Source organism: Actinosynnema sp. NPDC049800, from assembly GCF_040656635.1.
Lineage (GTDB): Bacteria > Actinomycetota > Actinomycetes > Mycobacteriales > Pseudonocardiaceae > Actinosynnema.
Map to the genome: position 1 here is coordinate 364,569 of NZ_JBFAMT010000002.1, position 15,615 is coordinate 380,183.

The following is a 15,615-nucleotide window of genomic DNA, read 5'->3' on the forward strand; positions in this document are numbered from 1 at the left end:
GCGAAGATGATCAACGGCATAGTGGTGTCATGGCGATCGCACGGTGGAACGGCGAGATCATCGCCGAGAGTGACCAGACCGAGATGGTGGAGGGGAACCACTACTTCCCCCTGGAGTCGGTGCGCACCGAGTACCTCAGGCCGTCGGACACCACGTCGGTCTGCCACTGGAAGGGCAAGGCGAGCTACTACACGCTGCACGTCAACGGCCAGGACAACACCGACGCCGCGTGGTACTACCCGCAGCCCAGCGAGGCCGCGGCGAACATCAAGGACCACGTCGCGTTCTGGAACGGCGTGGAGATCTCCGAGAACTAGTCCTCCAGCGCGGCCGCGACGTCGCGCAACGCCTGCTGGGCGTCGGGGGAGCCGACCACCTGGACGGCCACGTGGTCGGCTCCCGCGTCGTGGTGCTCGCGCAGGCGCCGCGCCACCCGTTCGACCGGGCCCCACGCGACCAGGGCGTCCACCAGCCGGTCGCTGCCGCCGCCGGCCAGGTCGTCCTCGGTGAAGCCGTTGCGCAGCCAGTTGCGGGTGTGGTGCGGCCTGCCCAGGTAGCCGGCCAGCGCCTCCCGCCCCAGGTCACGGGCCCGTGCCGGGTCCTCCTCCAGCACGACGTGCTGCTCGGGGGCGAGCACCGCGCCCGAGCCGACGGTCTCGCGCGCCCTCGCGGTGTAGTCGGGCGTCACCAGGTAGGGGTGGGCGACGCTCGTCCGGGCGGCGGCGAGCCGGAGCAGGCGCGGACCGAGCGCGGCCAGCGCCAGGCGGTCGCGCGGCACGTCCAGCTCGTCGAGGTAGTGGATCAGCTTCTGGTACGGGCTGTGATGCACCTCACCCACGAGTTCACCGTTCCCGGTGCCGATGCCGACCAGGAACCGGTCGGTCCACGCGAGCGCCCGGTAGCCGTCGTTGACCTCGCCGGCCGGCGTCGTCCACACGTCCATCACGGCCGTCGCCACGGTGATCTTCTCGGTCGCGTCCAGGAGCTCGGAGACCGTGGTCATGACGCTGCCGTCGGGCGACCCGCCCAGCCACAGGGCGCCGAAACCGAGCTCCTCCAGCTCGGCGGCGTCCTCGCCGCGGCCCACCCACCGCGCGGCCCGGTCCCACACGCCGTACCTGCCCAACTCGACCGTCATTTCGTCTCCCCGCGAACTAGGTGCTGACGACTGCCAACCGCGCCGCGGCACCATTTAGTCCTGACTTCTCCATTCGGCGCGAATGGACCGGTCCGCCTAGCTTCGCGACATGACGAAACTCGGAACCAGCGACCTCGACGTGTCGCGCCTGTGCCTGGGTGGCAACGTGTTCGGCTGGACCGCCGACGAGGAGGCCTCGTTCGCCGTGCTGGACGCGTTCGCGCAGGCCGGCGGCACTTTCGTGGACACCGCCGACTCGTACTCGGCGTGGGCCGAGGGCCACGTCGGCGGCGAGTCGGAGACGATCGTCGGCCGGTGGCTGCGCGAGCGGGGCAACCGGGACTCGATCGTGGTCGCGACCAAGGTCGGCATGCTCCGGGGGTTGGACGACCTCAAGGCCGCCACGATCGAGCGGGCCGCCGAGGACTCCCTCCGCCGCCTCGGCGTGGACCACATCGACCTGTACTACGCGCACAAGGACGACCTCGACACGCCGCAGGAGGAGACGCTGGCGGCGTTCGACCGGCTGGTCCGCGCCGGGAAGGTCCGGCACGTCGCCGCGTCCAACTACAGCGCCGAGCGGCTCACGTCCGCGCTCGCCGTGTCCGAGCGCGAGGGCTTCGCCCCGTTCGTCGCGCTCCAGCAGCCGTACAACCTCGTGGACCGCTCCTACGAGGGAGAGCTGTCCCGCGCGGTGGCCGACCACGGGCTCGCGTCCGCGCCGTACTGGGGCCTGGCGAAGGGCTTCCTGACCGGCAAGTACCGGCCGGGCGTCACGGTGGACAGCCCGCGGGCCGCCGCCGCCTCGAAGTACCTGGACGAACGCGGCCTGCGCATCCTCGCGGCGCTGGACGAAGTGGCGGCCGGTCACGACACCACCCAGGCGGCGGTCGCCCTGGCGTGGCTGGCGGAGCAGCCGACGGTGGCCGCGCCCATCGCGTCGGCGCGCACCACCGACCAGCTCGCCGCCCTGCTCCCGGCCCTGGAGCTGCGGCTGACGGCGGACGAGGCGGCGGCGCTGACCGCGGCCAGCGCCGTTTAACTCTCCAGTAGCTTACTGGCGGTAAGTTGCGTTACGGTGACCTCCCTGGCTGGAGCGGGCTGAGGAGGTCACCGTGGACGTTGCGGGCAAGGTTGTCCTGATCACTGGCGCGGCGAGGGGCATCGGCGCGGAGGTGGCGCGGCGGTTGGCCGCGAAGGGCGCGAAGCTCGCCCTGGTCGGGCTGGAGGGCGACCAGCTGCGGCAGGTGGCCGAGCAGTGCGGCGGCCGGGCGTGGGAGGCGGACGTCACCGACTGGGAGGCGCTGGAGACCGCGGTGAACGGCGTGGTCGACCACTACGGCGGCATCGACGTGGTCGTCGCCAACGCGGGCATCGCCGCCACCGGTTTCATCCGTTCGATGGACCCCGCGGCGTTCGAACGGGTCATCGAGGTCAACCTGCTCGGGGTGTGGCGCACGGTCCGGACGTGCCTGCCGCACCTCATCGCGAGCCGCGGCTACTGCCTCGTCGTGTCGTCGCTGGCGGCGATCGTGCACATCCCGGGCAACGGCGCCTACTCCGCCGCGAAGGCGGGCTGCGAGGCGTTCGCGGACAGCCTGCGCGCAGAGGTGCGGCACCTCGGCGTGGACGTCGGCGTGGCGTACTTCTCGTGGATCTCCACCGACATGGTCAACAGCGCCGACCAGCACCCCGTCTTCGGCCCGCTGCGCAGCGGGATGCCGGGGCTCGCGGGCAAGAAGTACCCGGTCTCCGACGTCGGCAGGGCGGTGGTCCGGGCGATCACCCGCCGGTCGAAGGCCGTGCACGTGCCGGGCTGGGTCGGCGGCTTGAAGATCTTCCGCGCGTTCACGCCGAAGGTGGTCGACCGGCAGGCGGCCAAGTCGGTGCCCGCCGCCGACCGCGAGATGGCGGCGAACGACCTGTCCGGCCTGGTCGGACCGGGTGGCACGGCCGCCGCCGCGGCGAAGAAGGGGTAGCTCGTCAGAGCCAGACGCCGGTCAGCGCCTGCCACTCGTGCACGCGCGTCTCCTTGACGACGCCGGCGGGCGTGTACGGGTCGGCGGCGAGGACCTCGCGCAGCTCGTCCTCGTCGGCGACCTCGTAGACCAGCAGGGCGCCGGACTGGTCGGTGTAGGGACCGGACACGAGCAGCACACCCCGCTCGACCAGCGTGCCCAGGTACTCGCGGTGCGCGGGTCGGACCGCCATCCGCTCGTCCTGGTTGTCGCCGAAGACCAACTCGACCGCGAACCGAGCCATCGAAAGCCCACCTCCGTTGTGCAGCGCCGCACCGAAGCTACCCCCTGACGGGGTAACGTCTTTTCCGTGGTCGGTCCCGATCGGAACAGCGGCGGCATCGCGCGTGTGCAGGACACGCTGACGAACCTGCGGATCCAGGACGGCGCGGCACCGGCCCCGACCGGCCCGCTGACGCTGGAGGACCTGTACCGCCAGCACCGGATGCGGCTGGTCCGGCTGGCGCTGCTGCTGGTCGACGAGCCCGCCACGGCGGAGGACGTCGTCCAGGAGGCGTTCACCGGCCTGTACCGGAACTGGAAGAACCTGCGTGACGCGCAGGCGGCCGTGGGCTACCTGCGGACCGCGGTCGTCAACGGCTCGCGCAGCGTGCTGCGGCGGCGCAAGACGGCCCGCGACTACACCCCGCCGCACGTGGCGAACGCGCGTTCGGCGGAGAGCCTCGCCATGCTGACGGCCGAGCACCAGGCGGTCGTGCGCGCGCTGTCCCAGCTGCCGCCGAGGCAGCGCGAGGTGCTCGTGCTGCGCTACTACGGCGACCTGTCGGAAGCCGAGATCGCCGAGGCCACCGGCATCAGCAAGGGCACCGTGAAGAGCACCGCGAGCCGCGCGCTCGACGCCCTGCAGAAGATCATGGCCGGCAACTAGCCGCCCTTCGCCGGTGTGCCCGTCACCAGGGCACCGCTCCGTCGTCGTTGCGGAACTCGCCGGTCGGTCCGCCGTCGGGCAGGGTCGCGAGGCGAATCGCGATGGCCGCGCCCTGTCGCGGTGTGCGGTGGCCGCTGAAACCGGTGAAGTCGGTGGCGGTCAACCCGGGACAGCCGGCGTTGATCAGGACGTTGGTACCGCCCAGTTCCTTGGCGTATTGGACGGTGACGGCGTTGAGGAAGGTCTTCGACGCCAGATAGGCAGCGGGAACCGGGCCCATGTCGATGCCGGGTGCGGTTTGCAGGGAGAGCGAACCGACGCTGCTGGACATGTTGACGATTCGCGGTGAGGGCGAGGCGCGCAGCATCGGCAGCATCGCGTTGGTGACGCGGATGACCCCGATCACGTTGGTTTCCACGACCGCGCGCACGGTCGCGGGATCGACCGCGGTCGGCGTCTGCGGCCCATCGCCGGTGACGCCGTTGATCGCGGCGTTGTTCACCAGCACGTCGAGCCCTCCGGCGTGATCGGCGATCAACTCGGCCGCCGCCGCGGCACTCGCGTCGTCGGTCACGTCCAGCGGCACGCCGAACGCGTCGATCCCGGCCGCGCGCAGCTTCTCCACCGCGGTGTCGCGACGATGCCGGTCACGCGCGCCCACACCGACCCTCCAGCCGAGCGCGCCCAGGCCGGCGGCGACCTCGTAGCCGATTCCCTTGTTCGCGCCGGTGACCAGCGCAATCGTCCGTCCACTCACACCGCGGATCCTGCTGCGGCTCCGGGTGCAGCGTCCAAGACCGAGTGGGTCGGCGGCGATACCGCACGGGTATTGGTCGTGGTCATCGCCGATACCATGCCCCGGTGGAGACGCGGGAGATGCGGTACTTCGTCGCCGTCGCCGAGGAATTGCACTTCGGGCGGGCGGCACAACGACTCGCGATCGCCCAACCACCGCTGTCGCGAGCCGTCCAGAAGCTCGAACGGCGGCTCGGGGTCGTCCTGCTGCACCGCGGCGCTCGCGCCGTCACCCTGACCGAGGCCGGGGCGGTGCTGCTGCGGGAGGCCCGGACCGCGCTCGACGCGGTCGAAGCCGCCGAGCGGCGAACCCGCCGTGCCGCGGCCGACCAGCCCGGTGTGGTGCTCGCCACCAAAGCCGGGGCGTCCAGCGGACTGCTGTCGAAGCTGCTGCACGCCTACGCCGCCGAACCGGGCGCCGCGGCGGTCGAGGTGGTGCTGTGCGGGCCCGGCCAGCCGGAGAACCTGCTGCGCGACGGGCGTGCCGACGTCGCCCTGCTCCACCGGCCCTACGACACGACAGCCGGATTCGACACCGAGGACCTGCACACCGAACGGCAGGTCGTGGTCCTGCCCGCAGGCCATCCCCTCGCCGACCGGGCGCACGTGCCGTTGGCCGAGGTCGCCGACCTGGCGAACCTGCCCCTGCCGCGCTGGCCGGGACGGGATGGCAGCTACCCGGACGGCCCCGGCCCTCAGGTCCGCGACCACACCCAGCTGTTCCAGCTGATCGCGCTCGGCCTGGCGTGCGCGGTCGTGCCCGAGTCGCTGCGGACCCAGCTGCGCGACGATCACGCCGTCGTGCCCGTGCCGGACGCACCAACCGTCACGACCGTCATCGCCTGGCCACCGCACAGCAGGTCCAAAGCGGTCGCCGACCTCGTCCACACCGCGACGCGCCTCTGACCGGCACCGCTGTTCACCGGTCGCACCGAGCGTCACCGGTCTTTCGGGGCACCTCCGTGGCGCCCGGCCCACCACGACCCCGCTTCGCAGGGGTCCCCGCCCAGGGGATCCCTGTTCTTGATCCTGCCACCGCGGACCGACAGAACCGCCCCGCCGACCGCGGCCTGTGGACAACTCCCGACAGGCACGACAGCACGTGCCCGGCCACACCGGACTCGCCCAATCGGACACTTGGTATAGACCAATGGCGGTCGGATGCCGCAGTATCGGTCCTCGTGGCGCGCACAAGACACGTGATAGCCGTCGACGTCGGCGGTACCGGGACGAAAGCGGCCCTGGTCACCGGTGGTCCCGGCGGGGTGGTGGCGGTGAGGCAGCAGCGGCGCGCGACCAGGCCCGGCGGTGACGCCGTGGTCGAGGACGTGGCCGCCCAGGTCGCCGGGCTGCGCGCCGCCTCCGACCACCCGGTCGAGGCGGTCGGCGTGGTCGTGCCGGGCATCGTGGACGAGGTGACCGGCACCGGCGTCTACTCGGCCAACCTGGGCTGGGCGGACTACCCGTTCCGCGACCGGATCGCGGCGGCGACCGGCCTGCCCACCGCGTTCGGCCACGACGTGCGGGCCGGTGGCCTGGCCGAACTGCGCCAGGGCAACGCCCGCGACCTGACCGACGCGGTGATCATGCCGATCGGCACGGGCATCGCCGCCGCCCTCGTCCTGGACGGCCGGGTCTCGCCCGCGCCGGGCGAGATCGGGCACGTGGACGTCGGTCACGGCGACCCGTGCGGCTGCGGCCAGACGGGTTGTGTCGAGGCGCGGGCGAGCAGCGCCTCGATCGCCCGCCGCTACACCGAACGCACGGACCGCCAGGTCGGCGGCGCGGCCGAGGTGGCGAAACTGCTCACGGAGGGTGACGAGGACGCGGCGGTGGTGTGGCGCGAGGCCGTCGACGCGCTCGCGAAGGGCATCCTGCTGGTAGCCGCTCTGCTGGGGCCGCGAGCCGTGGTGCTCGGCGGCGGACTGGCGCTGGCGGGTCCGAAGCTGACGGATCCGCTGGGCGGACGACTGGACGAGCTGATCACGTTCCAGCGACGCCCGGAACTGCGGCTGGCCGCGTTGGGCGACGAGGCCGGGTGCCTCGGGGCCGCGCTGCTGGCCATCGACATGCTGGAGGAGAGATGAGCACGTGGGGTGGACCCGTGGACGTGACCCTGACCGGTGGTCGGGTCGTCACGCCCGACGGGGTGCTCGAACAGGGGTGGGTGGCGGTGCGGGACGGCCTGATCGCGGCCGTCGGCGAGGGGGCGCCACCGGACGGCCCGACGACGGACGTGGACGGCGGCTGGCTGGTGCCGGGCTTCGTCGACATCCACTGCCACGGCGGCGGTGGTGAGGCGTTCACCAGCGCCGACCCGGCCCGGGTGATCAAGGCGGCGAACGCGCACCGCAGGCACGGCACCACCACGCTGCTGGCCAGCCTGGTGTCCAGGCCGATCCCGGAGCTGGCCGACCAGGTCGAGGCGCTGACCGAGCTGGTGCGCGACAACGTGGTCGCGGGCATCCACCTGGAGGGCCCGTTCCTGTCCGCCGCGCGTTGCGGCGCGCACGACCCGGCGATCCTCCGCCCGCCGGACCGCGCCTCGATCGACCGGCTGCTCGACGCGGGCGGCGGCGCGGTCCGCATGATCACCGTCGCGCCGGAGCTGGAGCACGGCGTGGACGCGGTGCGCCACCTCGTCGCCAACGACGTCCTGGCCGCGATCGGCCACACCGACGCCACCGAGGCGCAGATCCGGCCGGCCGTCGAGGCGGGCGCGACGGTGGCCACCCACCTGTTCAACGGGATGCGCCCGCTGCACCACCGCGAGCCCGGCCCGATCGGCGCGCTGCTGGACGACGAGCGCGTCACCGTCGAGCTGATCTGCGACCTGGTGCACCTGCACCCGACCGCCGTCCGCCTCGCCGCGCGGCACGCGGGCGTGCACCGGACCGTCCTGGTGACCGACGCGATCGCGGCGGCGGGCGTGGGCGACGGCGTCTACGACGTGGGCGGCCTGGAGGTGCGGGTGGTGGACGGCGTGCCGACGCTGGCCGGTGGCGCGTCCCTCGCGGGCAGCACGCTGACCATGGACGCGGCGTTCCGCAACGCGGTGCAGTCGTGCGGCCTGACCGTCGAGGAGGCGGTGCACGCCACGTCGACCAGGCCCGCCCGGCTGCTCGGCTTGCAGGGCCGCACGGGTGAGCTGCGCGCCGGTCTCGCGGCCGACGTCGTGGTGCTGGACGCCGAGCTGAGGCCGCGCGAGGTGATGAGCCGGGGCGCGTGGGTGAAAGACTGAGCTCGTGCCCGAAGACCACGAGAAGCTGGTGGCCGACGCGTTGCGCGCACAGGCCACCAGCTCCGGCGCGCACCCCCACGTGCCCGTGCGGCGGGTCCGCCCGGCGCTGGGCGCGGGGTGGGTCCTGCTGCTGGCGGTGCTGCTCGGGCTGGCCGCGGGCACGGTCGTGGCGGTCATGACGCTCAGGTAGTGCCTGTACCGTGGTCGCCGTGACTGTCGCGCTCACCTCCACGGTTGCCCTCGGTCCGGACTGGCTCGACCCGGCGATCCTGCTCAAGGGGCTCGGGCCGTACATGCTGGTCGGCCTGTGCTTCATCGTCTTCGCGGAATGCGGCCTGTTGGTGGGCTTCTTCCTGCCCGGTGACTCGCTGCTGTTCACCGCGGGCCTGTTCGTCGCCTCGGGGGTGCTGGAGTACCCGTTGTGGCTGGTGTGCCTGCTGCTCACGGTGTGCGCGCTCGCGGGCAACGTGGTCGGCTACTGGATCGGCCACCGGGCCGGACCGGCGCTGTTCAACAAGCCCGAGTCGAAGATCTTCAAGAAGGAGTACGTCGACAAGACGCACGAGTTCTTCGACAAGTACGGCGCGCGCGCGATCGTGATGGCCCGGTTCGTGCCGATCGTGCGGACGTTCATCACCGCCATGGCCGGCGTCGGGCGGATGGACGCGCGCAAGTACTTCACGTACTCGCTGATCGGCGGCGTCGCGTGGGCCGCGGGCCTGACGGTGCTCGGCTACTTCCTCGGGCAGATCCAGTTCGTCCGCGACAACCTCGAGATGATCCTGATCCTGATCGTGCTGATCTCGGTCGTCCCGATCATCATCGAGGTCGTCAAGGCGCGCCGCGAGAAGAAGAGCCTGCTCGCGCAGGAGGCGGCCGACATCACCCAGGTCATCGACCGGGTCGACGAGACCCAGCGCATCAAGCCCCTCGACTGACCGCTACCCCAGGTCGAACATCGAGCCCGGGTTGAAGAGGTTCTCCGGGTCCAGCGCGCGCTTGATCTCGCGGTGGACCCGCAGGCCGACCGGGCCGATCTCGCGCGCCAGCCACTCGCGCTTGATCTTGCCGACGCCGTGCTCGCCGGTGATCGTGCCGCCGAGCGCCAGCCCCAGGGCCAGGATCTCGTCGAACGCCCGCCGCGCCCGCGCGAACTCGTCCTCCGACGCCGGGTCGTAGACGATCGTGGGGTGCATGTTGCCGTCGCCGGCGTGCCCGACCACGGCGATCCGCAGGCCCACCGACTCGCTGATCCGCTCGCACCCGGCGATCAGCTCGGCGATCTTCGTCCGCGGCACGCACACGTCGTCGGTCAGCCACGCGCCGTAGATCTCCAGCGCGTTCAGCACGGCGCGCCGCGCGGTCAGCAGGTCGCGCCCCTCGGAGAGGTCGTCGGTGGCGTAGACGAGCTCGGCGCCCGCCGCGACGCACGCCTGCTCGATCGCCGCCAGCTCGTGCCGCCCCGCCTCGCCGCCCGAGTCGGACTGGCACAGCAGCAGCGCCGCGCCCGCGTTCAGGTCGGTCTTCAGGTACTGCTCGACGGCCCGGATGGACGTGCGGTCCATGATCTCCATCAACGACGGCACGATGCCCTCGGTCACCACGCGGCTCACCGCGACGCCCGCCTCCGCCGTGCTGCCGAACGTGGCCACGAGCGTGGCGGGCGCCTGCGGCAGCGGCCGCAGCGCCAGGGTCGCGCGGGTGATCACGCCGAGCGTGCCCTCGCTGCCGACGAACAGCTTGGTCAGGTCGTACCCGGCGACGCCCTTGACCGTGCGCCGACCGGTCCGCAGCAGCTCGCCGTCGGCCAGCACCACGTCGAGCCCGAGCACGGAGTCCGTGGTCACGCCGTACTTCACGCAGCACAGCCCGCCCGCGTTGGTGGACAGGTTCCCGCCGATCGTGCACCAGTCGTAGCTGGACGGGTCGGGCGGGTAGAACAGCCCGTGCTTCTCCACCGCGCCGCGCAGGTCGAGGTTCACCACGCCCGGCTCGACCACGGCCAGCCGGTTGTCCGGGTCGACCTCCACGATCGCGTTCATCTTCGTGGTGGCGAGCACCACGCAGCCCTCGACGGCGTTGGCCGCGCCGGACAGCCCGCTGCCCGCGCCGCGCGGCACGATCGGCGTGCGCGCGGCCGCACAGGCCCGCACGACCGCCTGCACCTGTGCCGCGGACGTGGGCAGCACCACCGCCAGCGGCTGCCCGTAGGGCGCCAGCGGCATCATGTCGCGCTGGTAGCTCGCGGTCACGTCGACGTCGGTCAGGACCGCGTCGGCGCCGACGGCGGAGCGGAGTTCGGCGAGCAAGGCCTCCATCCGTCCACGCTATCCCCGGTGACGGTGATCACTCCAGTCCGTGTTCACGCCGGTGCGAACCGCCACGTCCCCGAGGCTTCGGCAACGCGTTATCCCCATGTCGCCCAGGCGACGCCGGGGTCCCACGTAGGCTGCATGGCGTGGTGTTGTCCGCAACGTCCGAGACTGTCGCATTCGTTCAGCTCGACTCCGCAGGCCCGATGGCCGTGTGGCTGATCACGCTGAGCTTCATCTTCTTCGAGTGCGCCTTCATCTTCGGCCTGTTCCTGCCCGGCGATTCGCTGCTGTTCGCCGCCGGTGTGGTGCTCGCGTCCCACGAGGCCGAGCTGTCCGCCTGGCTGCTGTCGGGGGCCGCGCTCGCGGTGGCCGTCGTCGGCAACCAGATCGGCTACTACATCGGCCGGCACACCGGCACCCGCCTGCTGGCCCGCCGCGGCGGCAAGGTCCTCAACAAGGAGAACCTCGCCAAGGCCCGCGACTTCCTCGACCGACGAGGCTTCTGGGCGGTCGTGCTGGCCCGGTGGATCCCCTGGGTCCGCACGCTGGCGCCGATGATCGCGGGCGCGGCGCGGATGGACTCGAAGCGGTTCATGCTGGCCACGACCATCGGCGCGATCGCGTGGGTGCCGACGCTGGTGCTGGCCGGCTACTACGGCGCGGGCCTGCTGACCGCCGTGCCGTGGCTGGAGACGGTCGCGGTCGTCGTGAGCATCGCGTTCTTCGTCTTCGGCACCGCCTACGGCTTCTACCGGTACCGGCAGGAGATGAAGAAGCCGGTGGACGAAGAGGTCACCGCGGCGTCGTAACGCCTCACAGCACCTCCGTGATCACGAGGTCGGCGGCGGACTTGGACGCGTTCACCATCAGCGCGTTCACGTGGTCGGTGCCGTGCAGCACGCGTTCGCTCGCGTCCTCCACCGACCGCCCGTACCGGACGTGCCGGTCGATCAGCCGCGCCACCCGCAGGCCCTCGTCGACCATCAGGAACCACGCCTCGTCCAGCACGACCCGCACGCGCTTCCACTTGTCGTACTGCATCAGCAGGTAGTTGCCCTCGGTGACGACCAGCGGCACGGCCGGGTCGACCGGCACCGCGCACGCGATCGGCTCCTCGAGCTCGCGGCGGAACTCCGGCGCGTACACCACGTCGGGCCCGCACGCCTTCAGCCGCCCGAGCAGGTCGACGTAGCCGGGGACGTCGAACGTGTCCGGCGCGCCCTTGCGGTCGGCGATGCCCAGCCGGTCCAGCTCGCGCTGGGCCAGGTGGAAGCCGTCCATGCCGACCAGGGCGGCGTCCTCGCCCAGCGCGTCCACCAGCCGGCGCGCCAACGTCGACTTGCCCGAGCCCGGCGCGCCGCCGATGCCGAGGAGCTTGCGCTCACCGGTGTCCACCAGCAGCCGCGCCCGGTCGACCAGCTCGTCGAACTTCACCCGCTGTCCCGCCACCGTCCCAGCTCCTCCACCCAGTCCCACGCGGTGTGGCGCACCCGCACCGCGGCGACCTCGTTCGCGGACCGGACGGCGTCGTCCACCGCCAGGCCCTCGGCGACCGCGACCGCCAGCGCACCGTGCCACACGTCGCCCGCGCCGTTGGTGTCGCGTGCCTCGACAACAGGTACCGGGTGCGAGCCGGTGGCACCACCACGCGACCAGGTGACGGGACGCGGGCCGTGCGTGCGGATCACGAGCGGCACGCCCCTGGCGTGCAGCTCGGCCTCCGACAGCTCGAACGCGGCCGAGCACGCGGCCACGTCCACCAGCGGCAGCAGGTCGTCCAGCACGGGTTTCCAGCTGCCCGCGTCCAGCACCACGGGCACGCCGAGGCGTCTCGCGTGCCGTGCGGCCCCGAGGGCGAGCGGACCGAGGTGGCCGTCCACCAGCACCACGTCCGCCGCCTCCACCAGCGCCGGGTCCACGGCGACGTCGGCGGCGAACCCGACGGCGTTGCGCGAGATCACGGTCCGCTCGCCGTCGCGCTCGCGCACCGCGACCATGCTCAGCGCCGGACCGCCGGCGCCGACCGAGCGCACCTCCACCGGGTGCAGCCGGGCCAGCGCGAAGTCGCCGAGCTCGCCGCCCAGCGCGGTCAGCAGCACGGCCCGGTGCCCCAGCGCGGCCACCGCGCGCGCCGCGTTCGCCGCCGGACCGCCGGGCGCCAGGTGCACGCCGAGCGACTGCACCTTCTGGCCGGGGACGGGGAACTCGGCCACCCGCTGGCTCACGTCGACGGTCGTCAGCCCGACACACAGCACAGAAGCCACGGCACGTCCCTCCTACCAGGTAAAGTCCCCACGCAATCGCTTGCGCCAGCCCGAACGGGGACGAGTCCATGGTCACCATGCGGGAGGTCGCCAGTCTCGCCGGCGTCTCCATCACCACGGTCTCACACGTGATCAACGAGACCAGGTCGGTCGCTTCGGCGACCAGGGAACGGGTGCTCAAGGCGATCGAGGAGACCGGCTACACCGGCGACGCCATCGCGCGCTCCCTCGTCACCGGCGGCACGAAGTCCCTCGGCCTCGCGGTGTCGTTGGTCTCGCACCCGTACTTCGCCGAGCTGATCGCCGCGATCGAGGGCGAGGCCACCAGGTCGGGCTACACGCTCGTGCTCATCGACACCCGCGACACCGCCGAGTCCGAGCAGGCCGCGGTGCGGATGCTCCGCTCACGGCGGGTGGACGGGGTGCTGCTCACGCCGACGTCCGGCTCGGCCGCGCTGCCCGAGCTGCGCCGGTTGGGCGTGCCGACGGTGCTGGTGGACCGGCTGACCGTGGCGAAGGACGTCGACCAGGTCGGCCCGGAGAACGTGCAGGCCACGTCCACGCTGGTCCGGCACCTGGCGGAGCTGGGCCACCGGCGGATCGGGCTGGTGTCCGGCCAGCCGGGGCTCGCGACCACGGACGAGCGCGTGCTCGGCTACCGGCTCGGGCTCGGCCGGGCGGGGCTCGCGTGGGACGAGGACCTCGTGCGGCCGTCGTTGGAGCCGCTGCTCGGGCAGGTCTCGGGCGTGGTGGTGAGCGACCACCAGGTGCTGGTGGACGTGCTGCGCACGGCGCGGGCCCGGGGTGTGCGGATCGGGTCGGAGCTGGCGCTGGTGACCTACGACGAGGTGGAGTGGGCCGAGCTGGTCGATCCGCCGCTGACGTCGATGGCGCAGCCGGTGGAGGAGATCGGGCGCACGGCGGTGCGGCTGCTGCTGTCCCGCATCGAGGACCCGGAGCGGGCGCCGGAGACGATCCGGCTGCCGCCCGTGCTGCGGCACCGGCGGTCGTGCGGCTGCCACTGACGGCTCGGCTCCGTGAGGCTCAGCTCCGTGACGGCGAGATCCCGTCGCGCTCCAGCAGGGCGGCGGCCTCCAGCGCCATCCACCCGCCGAGCTGGACGGACAGGTCGCGCTCCGGACCGCCGCCCCTGACCGCGGGCTCGGACCACTCCGGGCCGAACAGCGGTCCGCTCACCACCGCGGTCCGGTTCGCCCACACGGCGTTCGCCGAGGCGAACACGAGGTCCGCCGCGCGGGCCGCCTCGGGCCGGTCGAGCCGCAGCGCGGCCTGCGCCAGGTAGCGGGTGAGGATGCCGCTGAACAGGCCGCCGTCGCCGCCGCCGTGCCCGCGCAGGACGCCGTCGGTGGCCAGGTGCTTGTCGACGGCGTCGATGATCCGCGCCGCCTTGTCCTGGTAGCGGCCTCCCAGCTCCACGCACGCGCCGAGCACCACGCCCTGGCAGTAGGTGTAGAGGTTCTTCTCGACCTCGCGGACCGTGCCGTCGGGGTGCACGTGCAGCCCGTCCCACACCAGGCCGGTCTCCGGGTCCGCCAGGTTGTCCTCGATCCAGTCGACGACGGACCGGGCGCGGCCGAGGTCGGCCCGCGCGCCGAGCCGGGCGAACAGGATCGCCGCCGGACCGTTGGCGGGCACGTTCTTGAAGTCGTCGTCGCGCCGCCACCAGATGCCGCCGCCGCCGTGGTCGGTCCAGCCCTCGCGCAGGCGGTCGGCGATCGTGGCGATGGCCTTCGGCCTGGCGATCCCGACTTCCCGTTCCGCGCGCAGCAGCGCGAGGCCGAGCCACGCCACGTCGTCGTAGTAGTCGTTGGTCCAGCCGACCAGGTTGCGCACCCGGATGCCGCGCACGAGCCGCTGCACCAACGCCACCCGCGCGGCCTTCGGCGAGCGGAGCTGGGCGTCCAGGACGCAGTCCAGCAGGTGCGCCTGCCACCAGTAGCCGAACCGGACGTGCAGCCGGGCGGGCCAACCGGGCGGCCAGGCGACCGCGCCGAGGGCCGTGCCCGGAACTCCCCAGACCCGACGCAGGTGCCGGGACTCGACCGCGCGCTCGGCGACACCGGCGCGCGCGGCGAGGAGCTTCGGTGGTGACGTCACCTCACCAGCCTGCCGACTGAACCGTTCAAGAAGCTCGCCGGAACAGTTCCCAGTGGTAGAGCCCCATGGCGACGCTCGTGGTCAGGTTGTAGCTCGACACCTTCGGCCGCATGGGCAGCGAGACCACCAGGTCCGCCCGTGCCCGCACCTCGGGCGAGAGCCCGTGCCGCTCCGAGCCGAAGGCCAGCACGGCGTCGTCGGGGATCCGCACGTCGCGCAGCTCGCGGCCGTCGGCGTCGAACGCGATCACCGTGCCGCGGACGTCGTCGATCCCGTCGAGCCGGCCGACGGGCAGCGCGAAGTGCAACCCGGCGCTGCCGCGCAGCACGGTCGGGTGCCACGGGTCGACGTCGCCGAGCGACACCACCCCACCCGCACCGAGCCCGGCCGCCACCCGGATCACCGCGCCGAAGTTGCCGAGGTTGCGCGGGTTGTCCAGCAGCACCAGCGGCGCACCGCGCGCAGCCCGCCCCCACTCGACCACGGGCCGTTCGGCGAGCCCTCCGACCCCGGTCGGGTGCAACCGCCCGATCACCTTCTCGAACTCGGCCACCCCCACCACCCGCGCCCGCTCGAAGACGTCCACGAGGTCGGGCGCGTGGGACCTCGCGAGCGCCACCGCCTTGTCCCGGTCGAGCACCACCACGGTCCCCACCGATCCACCGAACCGAACCGCGTGCTTGACCGCGTGAAACCCTTCGAGGACCACTACCGACATGCCGGGATGATGACTCACCCCTACTGGCACGACCAAGCCGAGAGCCGGGCGGGTACCCTGATGCGTCCGACCGACCGGGATTCAAGTACGAGCGGTGCTCGCATTTTGCCGATCTCCCG

The 15,615-nt window shown here is 72.5% G+C and carries 19 protein-coding genes; 11 read left to right on the forward strand and 8 right to left on the reverse strand.

What is annotated here, in order from left to right; translation table 11 throughout:
- The first annotated feature begins 29 nt into the window (after window positions 1-29).
- A complete protein-coding gene (locus AB0I91_RS04505) occupies window positions 30-317 on the forward strand; it encodes a DUF427 domain-containing protein (RefSeq protein ID WP_498771754.1) in 288 nt (95 codons plus the stop codon).
- Here AB0I91_RS04505 and AB0I91_RS04510 read toward each other — a convergent pair.
- Window positions 314-1,138, reverse strand: a complete 825-nt coding sequence (locus tag AB0I91_RS04510) for a TIGR03620 family F420-dependent LLM class oxidoreductase (RefSeq protein ID WP_498771752.1) — start codon at window positions 1,136-1,138, stop codon at window positions 314-316. The genes AB0I91_RS04505 and AB0I91_RS04510 overlap by 4 nt on opposite strands.
- A 109-nt stretch (window positions 1,139-1,247) precedes the next feature.
- On the opposite strand from AB0I91_RS04510, the gene AB0I91_RS04515 reads away from it, so the two are divergent.
- A complete protein-coding gene (locus AB0I91_RS04515; protein WP_499635195.1) occupies window positions 1,248-2,180 on the forward strand; it encodes an aldo/keto reductase in 933 nt (310 codons plus the stop codon).
- Between the two features lie 73 nt (window positions 2,181-2,253).
- Complete coding sequence (locus tag AB0I91_RS04520; RefSeq protein WP_499607897.1) at window positions 2,254-3,117, forward strand: SDR family oxidoreductase; 864 nt, start codon at window positions 2,254-2,256, stop codon at window positions 3,115-3,117.
- 4 nt (window positions 3,118-3,121) lie between these two features.
- Here AB0I91_RS04520 and AB0I91_RS04525 read toward each other — a convergent pair whose 3' ends face one another.
- Entirely contained in the window at window positions 3,122-3,400 is a 279-nt protein-coding gene (locus AB0I91_RS04525) for a YciI family protein (RefSeq protein ID WP_498771746.1), read from the reverse strand.
- A 66-nt stretch (window positions 3,401-3,466) separates the two neighbouring features.
- Here AB0I91_RS04525 and AB0I91_RS04530 point away from each other — a divergent pair, with 66 nt between their 5' ends.
- Entirely contained in the window at window positions 3,467-4,045 is a 579-nt protein-coding gene (locus tag AB0I91_RS04530) for a SigE family RNA polymerase sigma factor (RefSeq protein WP_053714368.1), read from the forward strand.
- A gap of 22 nt (window positions 4,046-4,067) precedes the next feature.
- On the opposite strand, the gene AB0I91_RS04535 is transcribed toward AB0I91_RS04530, so the two are convergent.
- Window positions 4,068-4,802 (reverse strand): SDR family NAD(P)-dependent oxidoreductase, encoded by a 735-nt coding sequence (locus tag AB0I91_RS04535; protein WP_499635197.1) that lies wholly within the window; start codon window positions 4,800-4,802, stop codon window positions 4,068-4,070.
- Between the two features lie 104 nt (window positions 4,803-4,906).
- Between AB0I91_RS04535 and AB0I91_RS04540 the strand changes: the two genes are divergently transcribed.
- The 5 genes from AB0I91_RS04540 (at window position 4,907) to AB0I91_RS04560 (ending at window position 9,019) form a co-directional block, all read left to right on the forward strand.
- On the forward strand, window positions 4,907-5,746 hold the full coding sequence (locus AB0I91_RS04540; protein ID WP_499635200.1) for a LysR family transcriptional regulator: 840 nt from the start codon (window positions 4,907-4,909) through the stop codon (window positions 5,744-5,746).
- A 275-nt stretch (window positions 5,747-6,021) separates the two neighbouring features.
- Window positions 6,022-6,927: an ROK family protein gene (locus AB0I91_RS04545; RefSeq protein ID WP_498771739.1), complete on the forward strand. Its 906-nt coding sequence runs from the start codon at window positions 6,022-6,024 to the stop codon at window positions 6,925-6,927.
- The gene (gene nagA / locus AB0I91_RS04550) at window positions 6,924-8,081 is read left to right on the forward strand and encodes an N-acetylglucosamine-6-phosphate deacetylase (protein ID WP_498771737.1); all 1,158 of its coding nucleotides are present in this window, start codon (window positions 6,924-6,926) and stop codon (window positions 8,079-8,081) included. Before AB0I91_RS04545 ends, nagA begins: the two co-directional genes overlap by 4 nt.
- Window positions 8,082-8,085: 4 nt before the next feature.
- Entirely contained in the window at window positions 8,086-8,271 is a 186-nt protein-coding gene (locus tag AB0I91_RS04555; RefSeq protein ID WP_498771735.1) for a hypothetical protein, read from the forward strand.
- A 10-nt stretch (window positions 8,272-8,281) separates the two neighbouring features.
- Window positions 8,282-9,019 (forward strand): DedA family protein, encoded by a 738-nt coding sequence (locus AB0I91_RS04560; protein WP_498771733.1) that lies wholly within the window; start codon window positions 8,282-8,284, stop codon window positions 9,017-9,019.
- Window positions 9,020-9,022: 3 nt separating this feature from the next.
- Here the strand turns inward: AB0I91_RS04560 and AB0I91_RS04565 are convergent, their stop codons facing one another.
- Window positions 9,023-10,399 carry an FAD-binding oxidoreductase gene (locus AB0I91_RS04565; RefSeq protein WP_498771731.1) on the reverse strand — a complete coding sequence of 459 codons (1,377 nt, stop codon included), beginning with the start codon at window positions 10,397-10,399 and terminating at the stop codon, window positions 9,023-9,025.
- A 200-nt stretch (window positions 10,400-10,599) separates the two neighbouring features.
- Between AB0I91_RS04565 and AB0I91_RS04570 the strand changes: the two genes are divergently transcribed.
- Window positions 10,600-11,205, forward strand: a complete 606-nt coding sequence (locus tag AB0I91_RS04570) for a DedA family protein (protein ID WP_498771729.1) — start codon at window positions 10,600-10,602, stop codon at window positions 11,203-11,205.
- A gap of 4 nt (window positions 11,206-11,209) precedes the next feature.
- On the opposite strand, the gene AB0I91_RS04575 is transcribed toward AB0I91_RS04570, so the two are convergent.
- The gene (locus AB0I91_RS04575; RefSeq protein ID WP_498771725.1) at window positions 11,210-11,845 is read right to left on the reverse strand and encodes a nucleoside/nucleotide kinase family protein; all 636 of its coding nucleotides are present in this window, start codon (window positions 11,843-11,845) and stop codon (window positions 11,210-11,212) included.
- Entirely contained in the window at window positions 11,827-12,651 is an 825-nt protein-coding gene (locus tag AB0I91_RS04580; RefSeq protein ID WP_499635337.1) for a PfkB family carbohydrate kinase, read from the reverse strand. Before AB0I91_RS04580 ends, AB0I91_RS04575 begins: the two co-directional genes overlap by 19 nt.
- Before the next feature lie 77 nt (window positions 12,652-12,728).
- On the opposite strand from AB0I91_RS04580, the gene AB0I91_RS04585 reads away from it, so the two are divergent.
- Entirely contained in the window at window positions 12,729-13,685 is a 957-nt protein-coding gene (locus AB0I91_RS04585; RefSeq protein ID WP_498771723.1) for a LacI family DNA-binding transcriptional regulator, read from the forward strand.
- A 19-nt stretch (window positions 13,686-13,704) separates the two neighbouring features.
- On the opposite strand, the gene AB0I91_RS04590 is transcribed toward AB0I91_RS04585, so the two are convergent.
- Window positions 13,705-14,778 (reverse strand): glycoside hydrolase family 76 protein, encoded by a 1,074-nt coding sequence (locus AB0I91_RS04590; RefSeq protein WP_498771720.1) that lies wholly within the window; start codon window positions 14,776-14,778, stop codon window positions 13,705-13,707.
- A 25-nt stretch (window positions 14,779-14,803) separates the two neighbouring features.
- A complete protein-coding gene (locus AB0I91_RS04595) occupies window positions 14,804-15,433 on the reverse strand; it encodes a TrmH family RNA methyltransferase (protein ID WP_499635203.1) in 630 nt (209 codons plus the stop codon).
- Window positions 15,434-15,615 lie beyond the last annotated feature (182 nt).

Excerpts from the sequence above, each read along its gene's own strand:
- AB0I91_RS04505 (WP_498771754.1), top strand. The coding sequence starts at position 30 with ATGGCGATCGCACGGTGGAACGGCGAGATCATCGCCGAGAGTGACCAG.
- AB0I91_RS04510 (WP_498771752.1), bottom strand. The coding sequence starts at position 1,138 with ATGACGGTCGAGTTGGGCAGGTACGGCGTGTGGGACCGGGCCGCGCGG.
- AB0I91_RS04515 (WP_499635195.1), top strand. The coding sequence starts at position 1,248 with ATGACGAAACTCGGAACCAGCGACCTCGACGTGTCGCGCCTGTGCCTG.
- AB0I91_RS04525 (WP_498771746.1), bottom strand. The coding sequence starts at position 3,400 with ATGGCTCGGTTCGCGGTCGAGTTGGTCTTCGGCGACAACCAGGACGAG.
- nagA (WP_498771737.1), top strand. The coding sequence starts at position 6,924 with ATGAGCACGTGGGGTGGACCCGTGGACGTGACCCTGACCGGTGGTCGG.
- AB0I91_RS04565 (WP_498771731.1), bottom strand. The coding sequence starts at position 10,399 with ATGGAGGCCTTGCTCGCCGAACTCCGCTCCGCCGTCGGCGCCGACGCG.
- AB0I91_RS04570 (WP_498771729.1), top strand. The coding sequence starts at position 10,600 with ATGGCCGTGTGGCTGATCACGCTGAGCTTCATCTTCTTCGAGTGCGCC.
- AB0I91_RS04585 (WP_498771723.1), top strand. The coding sequence starts at position 12,729 with ATGGTCACCATGCGGGAGGTCGCCAGTCTCGCCGGCGTCTCCATCACC.